General features: G+C 58.2%; 9 protein-coding genes. 2 read left to right on the top strand and 7 right to left on the bottom strand.

Translation table 11 applies throughout. From position 1 onward, the window contains the following. Nucleotides 1–1,168, top strand: a 1,168-nt coding sequence (locus tag AC1XOS_RS17840; protein ID WP_481963569.1) for an ankyrin repeat domain-containing protein, incomplete at its 5' end; no start/stop codon positions are given. A gap of 36 nt (nt 1,169–1,204) precedes the next feature. On the opposite strand, the gene infC is transcribed toward AC1XOS_RS17840, so the two are convergent. From infC to AC1XOS_RS17875, 7 genes are all read right to left on the bottom strand, one after another. Then, complete coding sequence (gene infC, locus AC1XOS_RS17845) at nt 1,205–1,978, bottom strand: translation initiation factor IF-3 (RefSeq protein ID WP_481963570.1); 774 nt, start codon at nt 1,976–1,978, stop codon at nt 1,205–1,207. A gap of 141 nt (nt 1,979–2,119) precedes the next feature. Further along, nucleotides 2,120–3,076, bottom strand: coding sequence for an ABC transporter ATP-binding protein (locus tag AC1XOS_RS17850; RefSeq protein WP_481963571.1), 957 nt, complete (start codon nt 3,074–3,076; stop codon nt 2,120–2,122). Continuing rightward, nucleotides 3,057–3,506 carry a hypothetical protein gene (locus tag AC1XOS_RS17855; protein WP_481963572.1) on the bottom strand — a complete coding sequence of 150 codons (450 nt, stop codon included), beginning with the start codon at nt 3,504–3,506 and terminating at the stop codon, nt 3,057–3,059. Before AC1XOS_RS17855 ends, AC1XOS_RS17850 begins: the two co-directional genes overlap by 20 nt. Further along, nucleotides 3,503–3,799, bottom strand: coding sequence for a hypothetical protein (locus AC1XOS_RS17860; RefSeq protein ID WP_481963573.1), 297 nt, complete (start codon nt 3,797–3,799; stop codon nt 3,503–3,505). The genes AC1XOS_RS17855 and AC1XOS_RS17860 overlap by 4 nt, the downstream gene beginning before the upstream one ends. A gap of 65 nt (nt 3,800–3,864) precedes the next feature. Beyond that, the gene (locus AC1XOS_RS17865; protein WP_481963574.1) at nt 3,865–4,344 is read right to left on the bottom strand and encodes a hypothetical protein; all 480 of its coding nucleotides are present in this window, start codon (nt 4,342–4,344) and stop codon (nt 3,865–3,867) included. 3 nt (nt 4,345–4,347) lie between these two features. Beyond that, on the bottom strand, nt 4,348–5,334 hold the full coding sequence (locus tag AC1XOS_RS17870) for an ABC transporter ATP-binding protein (RefSeq protein ID WP_481963577.1): 987 nt from the start codon (nt 5,332–5,334) through the stop codon (nt 4,348–4,350). A gap of 83 nt (nt 5,335–5,417) precedes the next feature. Continuing rightward, on the bottom strand, nt 5,418–5,798 hold the full coding sequence (locus tag AC1XOS_RS17875) for an endonuclease domain-containing protein (protein ID WP_481963575.1): 381 nt from the start codon (nt 5,796–5,798) through the stop codon (nt 5,418–5,420). A gap of 160 nt (nt 5,799–5,958) precedes the next feature. On the opposite strand from AC1XOS_RS17875, the gene AC1XOS_RS17880 reads away from it, so the two are divergent. After that, nucleotides 5,959–6,792 carry a sugar phosphate isomerase/epimerase family protein gene (locus tag AC1XOS_RS17880; protein ID WP_481963576.1) on the top strand — a complete coding sequence of 278 codons (834 nt, stop codon included), beginning with the start codon at nt 5,959–5,961 and terminating at the stop codon, nt 6,790–6,792. The last annotated feature ends 48 nt before the right edge of the window (nt 6,793–6,840 follow it).

Raw genomic sequence — 6,840 nt, forward strand, 5'->3', positions numbered from 1 at the left:
GCCCCTTCATCATGCGGCATGGCACAACCAGCTCGAGGCGGCGCGGCTCTTAATTGCCAGCGGTGCCCTGGTGGATGCCCGGCGCACGGAAGGCCGTATCACCCCGCTGGAGTCTGCGAGCTACTTGGGGCACCAAGACATGGTGGAGCTGCTTCTTACCGCAGGTGCCGATCCCAATGTGAAGATCTACGACGGCTACACACCGCTGCATCAGGCGGTTCGTAACGGCCATGTGGCGATCTGTCAGCTTCTGATGGCCAAAGGGGCGCGGATTGATTCGGAGCGCGACAATGGCTACACGCCGCTCCATAGCGCATCGGAGAGTGGTCAGGTAGAGACGGCGCTCTGGTTGCTGGTCTGTGGAGCCGACCCGACCCGCCGTGGTAAAGACGGAAAGACGCCGCTCGGGATCGCCAAGAACGACAGCATCCGAGAGCTGCTGCAAAAGGCACTCCTCACCCGCGCCGATACGGAGGCAAAGCTGACGGCACGTGAGCTTCTTTTCCCCGATGCAGCGCTTGCCGCAAAACAAGAGCTACCCGCGTATGCGAGTCACTTTGAGCGGCAGCAAGTAGGGGCTGAGTGGGGGACGACGGCGCTAGGGGGAACGTGGAACGACCTGCAGACAGGCACGACTCCCAAAGGCAATCGGACGTTTCTGGGGCCGCTGAGCAACCAGGAGGTGCGGCTGGCGGTGGGGAAACTCCCTGTCCATAACGCTCTGCGCATCTCGTTTGAGCTGCTGGTGATCGGCTCCTGGGATGGCAATGGGACGCCGCGCTATGGGCCGGATCTCTGGGATCTGAGTGTGCTCAATGGCCCGACTCTGCTACATACGACGTTTTACAATCCTGGCAAAGAGCTTGTCAATGCGCCCCTGCAAGCCTTTCCCGCCGACTACCCGATAGGCAACAATAAAGGCTACACGGGAGCCAAAGAGCGCAACACGCTGGGCCTGTTTGCCGAAGAAGACGGCTCGCCCCGTGAAGCCGTCTATAAGCTTGCGTTCACCTTTACCCACCGCTCGGACTCCGTCATCCTCCGCTTCTCAGCGATGGGCCTTGAAGGGCTAGAAAACGAGAGCTGGGCGCTTGCAAACGTAAAAGTGACAGCAGTAACTCTTGGCAACTCAGCCGCACCGACACCGACAAAGCCGAAGAAAAAATAAAACCCCGCTCTGGACTTGCTCCAGAGCGGGGGATTTCTATGCGGCGTCTTTTTCGTCCGCGCTCGCAGGTTCTGTTTCTGCGCTTACAGACTCATCACCATCCTCGTCGTCTTCGTCTTCTTCGTCGTCGAGGTCATCGTCATCTTCCAGATCCTCGTCATCGAGCTCTTCTTCATCCTCATCGTCCGCCGGCTTGGTGGACTCTGCGGACTCTGTGCCGGGCTTGCCATGTGCGCCCTGCTGCTTGGCGTTGGTTCGGCTCTCCAGGCGCTGCGCGGCTTTTTTCATGGCCTCTTTCGAGGGCGACAGAATCATGATCATCTGGCGACCTTCGATCAGTGGGTGGCGCTCGACTTGCCCGACTCCGGCATCGGTGGCCATCTTGGCAATCTTGCCCATCGCTTCCTGAGCGAACTCAGGGTGCGACATCCAGCGGGAGCGGAACCGGAACGTAATCTTGACCTTATCCCCGTCCCCGAGGAACTTGATAACATTCTTGATCTTGATATTGAGGTCGTGGTCGTCGATAAAGCCCATCTTCGGAGAGATGGTAATGCCCTTCATGTCCGACTGGCGCTGCTTGAGACGCGCTTCACGCTCTCGTTTTCCCTGCTCGTACTTGAACTTACCGTAGTCCATGATCCGGCAGACAGGGGGAACGGCGGTGGGAGCAACCTCGATCAGGTCCATACCCCGTCCACGCGCGATATCCAGCGCTTCGCGCGGGGTCATGACCCCAAGCTGCTCGCCGTCTTCGCCTACAACACGAACTTCACGAACGCGGATACGATCGTTAACTCGGGGGCCCATGTCCCGATTGCGGTCGAAGCCGCGGGCATCACGATGATGACTTATACTAAACCTCCAGGTTGATTGACAGTGCCGCGATATTTCTCGCGCAAAGAGTCCTAAAAAATAATCGGTTCATTGTATCCGTGGCGTTATAGCCTGTCAAGAATTCCAGATCGGGAGGTTTTGTGAGAAATGACAGGCGGCTCCTGAGGAGCTTTCTAGCATGGGCTCTTTCTCGGCGCAGATGGCTTGGGCAAAGGGGCAGCGGGTGCGGAAGCGACAGCCCGATGGGATATTGAGCGGCGAGGGGGGATCGCCTTCGAGCGGAGCACTCTCCCGGCGCTTGGTGGGATCAGGCAGCGGTGCGGAGGCGAGCAGGGAGCGGGTATACGGATGGCGCGGGTTGGTGTAAAGCGCCTCCGCAGTGCCCAGCTCGACGATGCGTCCCAGATACATTACGGCGACTCGGTGTGCAACATGGCGGATGAGCGCCAGATCGTGCCCGATGAAGACATAGGAGATTCCGCGCTCTTGCTGAAGCTCCATCAGAAGATTCACGACTTGCGCCCGCACGGAGATATCCAGCGCGGAGACGGGCTCATCTAAGACAATCAGCTCAGGGTTCAGGGCAAGGGCACGGGCGATCCCGATGCGCTGGCGCTGCCCCCCGGAAAATGCATGAGGGTAGCGGCTGGCGATTCCCTCGGGAAGCCCTACAGACTTGAGTAGCTCCTCGACACGAGCCTTACGATCTCCCGTAATCTTATGGATCTCCAGTGGCTCGCTCACAAGCTGCCCCACGGTCAGGCGCGGCGAGAGGCTGGCGTAGGGGTCCTGAAAGACCATCTGCACTTTGCGGCGAAACGCGAGCAGCTCGCTGCCACGTAGATTGTGGACTTCCTGGCCCTGGAAGGTGATGCTTCCCCCGGTTTTGGGCAAGAGCTGCAAGAGCGCACGCCCCGTCGTGGACTTGCCGCACCCCGACTCTCCGACAATGCCGAGCGTCTCGCCTCTCTCCACCGAGAAGGAGACGCCATCCACGGCGCGGACAATTTTCCCGCCGCCCACCGCAAACTGCACCGAGAGATTCTCAATATTAAGTAGCATTGTTTTCATCCTCGCCATGAGGTTCTTCCCAGAGTGGTGGGCGTGCGGCATGGGAGATTGTGACCACGCTAAGCGTGTCGGGCCGTCCGTCCTTGTCGGTGTCTTCTAGGCCAAAGTAGATGTACCAGACCCCCGAGGAAGAGCGCTTCGTCTTTGTTTTGCCCGTCTGGAAGCGATGTGAGAAGGTCGGGCGCGAGTAGTGAAGTGAAGCTGCCTCGTTGTACTGTGTGGGTGGGTTGACGGCACAATACTTACATAGCGCCATCAGCTCCCGCCCAATCACGGTCGTGAATCGCTGAAACGCTTCCGTAGAAATACTTTTTAGCCATGTCTGCGCTTGGCTCAGACTCAAGTTACCTTCCCGAGTGAAGTCCAAAATCAAGGGTGTGGCAGATGGGTGTAGTGGCCCACCACCAGGCCGAAGACTTGGGCGTCTCAAGCAGCTTTTTCCCGGACCTGTTTTCTAGGATTGTCTCGATTGAAGACAGGCGGGTTTTCGAGTCCTGCATCGGCGTAGAGCTGAGCCATGACAATGTCACCATCAATCACCCTGCCTGCATCAAGATCAGCTAGGCCTCGTCCGATGCTTGCCATGACTTCTGGAGAGGGGACATGTCCATCGTCCTTTGCGGAGAACATGACCGTTGCCATGTCTTCAAGACGCTTTCGGGCGCTGGCATCGGTCTCCAGGAGTTTTTCAATGTGAGGGGGGAGTGTTATCGTCGTGCTCATGTTCTCAAGTATATACCGGGCTTTTGATTCGTACCAGAGGACTCCCGAACTGAGTGTGGCGATACCTACTTGAATTCGTGACTCGTGTCAGGAGTATCAGGGGTTTCCGGCCAAGGATCGGTAACAACCCCCGTTTTGCTGTTCCAGAGGTATTCCGTTTGCACTGCCATTGCAGGGTAGCGTATGCGGGCCTCTACGTAGACGAACTGATTGTCATTCCATTTGGGGGTAACGCGGATGTATTTTTCGGGTGAGATGTGGCGCGTATGGAGGACACGTCCTGTTGCAACCTCCGTCAGTTGCGCCGTGCCGTCCACCCCCGTTTCGAATCTCAGTTTGCCATTGGGTGATGTCGCTAACGCCGCACTTTCCAGTCGCAGAGGCCCGTCGCGGTGGTCTAGGAATACCTTGAATTGCCAGACGAGATAAGGCAACCAAGGAAGGACTGCCATGCCGACAATGATTAACATCCAGCGCGGTGGCTTTCGCAGATACCGACTACTGCCAGGAGGCTTGTAATTAGGTTTGGGCTGGAGCTCCGCCATAACTCATTCTACCCTGGTGACTCTGTGGCAGCGAACGAGATGCTCTTTTGGCAGGATCGTTGTGGGGAGCGGCTCGACGCACTTCTCGACTGCTTGCGAGCAGCGCGGGCGAAACGGGCAGCCGCTGATCTCACTAGGCCGCGTGGGGGGCTGGCCGGGAATGAAGTTTAGCGCCCCCCCCGCCCCCGAGTTCGGGGGAGCCAGTGTACGCTCCGGCAAAGAATTGAGCAAGCCCTGCGTGTAGGGATGCTTCGGATTCGCGAAGAGCGTGTAGACATCGGCCTCTTCCATCACCTGTCCACCATAGAGCACGGCGACTCTATCACAGACCTGCGCGACGACGCCCAGATCGTGGGTGATGAAGATCACGGCCATCCCCAGCTCTTGCTGGAGCTTTCGGATCAGCGTGAGAATCTGCGCCTGCACCGTGACATCCAGCGCCGTGGTGGGCTCGTCGGCGAGCAGCACATCGGGCTCCGAGGCAAGCGCCATGGCGATCATGGCACGCTGGCGCATTCCCCCCGAGAGCTCGTGAGGGTACTGCCGTGCCCGGCGCTCCGCATCGGGAATCTGCACGCGCCGCAGGGCCTCAATCGCGGCTAGCTTCGCCTCGCTCTTGCTCACCCCTTTGTGGAGCGCGACACTCTCGGCGATCTGGTCGCCAATCGTAAAGACAGGATTTAGGCTGGTCATCGGGTCCTGGAAGATCATCGCGATCCGCCCGCCACGAATCTGGCGCATGTCTTTTTCGGAGAGCTCCAGCAGGTTCTTGCCCTCAAAGACAATCTTTCCCGCCGTCACGCGCCCTGGCTCTGGGACCAGGCGAAGCGCCGAGAGCGCCGTCATGGTCTTGCCCGAGCCCGACTCCCCGACCACCCCGAGGGTCTCACCGCGCTTGACCGAGAGCGAGACGCCACGGACCACCGCGCCAGCAGGAAACGAAACTTCCAGGTTTTCGAGGGAAAGAAGAGGTTCACTCACGGGACGCATTGTACCCGAAGCCATACTTGGAATCCCTCCTCCCCCTGCCCCTCCTCCCAATCCTGGGAGGAAGGGGAAAGGAGGGGATTTTTTTATTTTGGCGCTATGGCTTGGGCGATTTGGGCGAGGACATACTCTTGTTGGTAGATCACTTGCTCATTGCGAAACCGAAGCACCCGAACCTGATGTGCCTCGATCCACGTCTGGCGCTCCAGATCATATGTATGGATGTGGGGAAGCTCGTGAATCTCTCCATCCACCTCAATGGCAATTCGATGCTCGGGGCACCAGAAGTCTAAGATGAAGTTCCCGACAGCGTGTTGACGACGAAACTTTGCGCCACAGAGCCGTCTCCCACGTAATGCTTCCCATAGGATAGCCTCCGCATGAGTCGGATTTTTCCGATGCGCTTTCGCGTGCTTTACAATCTCAGGGATTGTGTTTCTGAGGCGCTCATAACGACGATAGTACATAGTTTTGTTCCTTTCACCCACAGAACGGGTGAGAAAGGCCAATTCTGATAAAATCCACCAAAAAATTCTCAATCACAAACAAACTCCCCTCTCTCCCCTCCTCCCAGGATTGGCACCCAGAGGGTACCCGGGGGCAGGGGGAGGAGGGTACAATGCTGCCATGAGCGTCCAACTTGGAATTTCGTCGTATTCGTACTGGCACTTCAAAGAGCCTAAGATCGCCATTGAGCATGTCATTGACGAGGCCGCGCGCCTTGAAGTCTCGGGCGTGGAGATCCTGCACCGGCAGATGGAGAGCGAGGACAATAGCTACCTCCAGAGCCTCAAGCGCCGTGCGTTCTTAAATGGCCTTGACCTGATCTGCCTCTCGATCCACCAGGACTTTGTGCACCCCGAGGCCGAGGCGCGTCAGCAGCACATTGACCACACGCTGAAGTGCATCGAGCTGGCCTACAAGCTGGGCATCCCATGTATCCGCCTGAACTCCGGTCGCTGGAAGACGATCGCGAGCTTCGACGACCTCATGGACGCGCGTGGCAACGAGCCCCCGATTCCAGGCTACACTGAAGATGATGCGTTTGGCTGGTGTATTGAGAGCATCCAGAAGTGTCTGGACAAGTGTGCCGAGTGCGGCGTAACTCTGGCGCTGGAGAACCACTGGGGCCTCACGCGCACGCCTGAAGGCGTCTTACGCGTGATCGAGGCCGTGAACTCTCCGTGGCTGGTCGGGCTCATGGACACGGGCAACTTCCGCGAGGATCTCTACGAGAACCTAGAGAAGATGGCCGAGTATGTTCGTTTTGTCCAAGCAAAGACCTACTTTGGCGGCGGCGAGTGGTACACGCAAGAGATGGACTACAACCGGATCGCGGGCATCCTGAAAGCCGTGAACTACAGCGGCTATATTTCCCTCGAAATGGAAGGTAAGGAAGACCCCGCCACTGCGGTTCCCAAGAGCATCGCGCTGCTTAAATCTGCCTTCGCCGCCGGTTGAAACCGGCGTCTGCAGTAGCCTTCGGCTGCAAAGCCCGTGCCGGGCTAC

Source organism: Armatimonas sp. (assembly GCF_964826245.1).

Excerpts from the sequence above, each read along its gene's own strand:
- infC (WP_481963570.1), bottom strand. The coding sequence starts at position 1,978 with ATGGGCCCCCGAGTTAACGATCGTATCCGCGTTCGTGAAGTTCGTGTT.
- AC1XOS_RS17850 (WP_481963571.1), bottom strand. The coding sequence starts at position 3,076 with ATGAAAACAATGCTACTTAATATTGAGAATCTCTCGGTGCAGTTTGCG.
- AC1XOS_RS17860 (WP_481963573.1), bottom strand. The coding sequence starts at position 3,799 with ATGAGCACGACGATAACACTCCCCCCTCACATTGAAAAACTCCTGGAG.
- AC1XOS_RS17865 (WP_481963574.1), bottom strand. The coding sequence starts at position 4,344 with ATGGCGGAGCTCCAGCCCAAACCTAATTACAAGCCTCCTGGCAGTAGT.
- AC1XOS_RS17870 (WP_481963577.1), bottom strand. The coding sequence starts at position 5,334 with ATGCGTCCCGTGAGTGAACCTCTTCTTTCCCTCGAAAACCTGGAAGTT.
- AC1XOS_RS17875 (WP_481963575.1), bottom strand. The coding sequence starts at position 5,798 with ATGTACTATCGTCGTTATGAGCGCCTCAGAAACACAATCCCTGAGATT.
- AC1XOS_RS17880 (WP_481963576.1), top strand. The coding sequence starts at position 5,959 with ATGAGCGTCCAACTTGGAATTTCGTCGTATTCGTACTGGCACTTCAAA.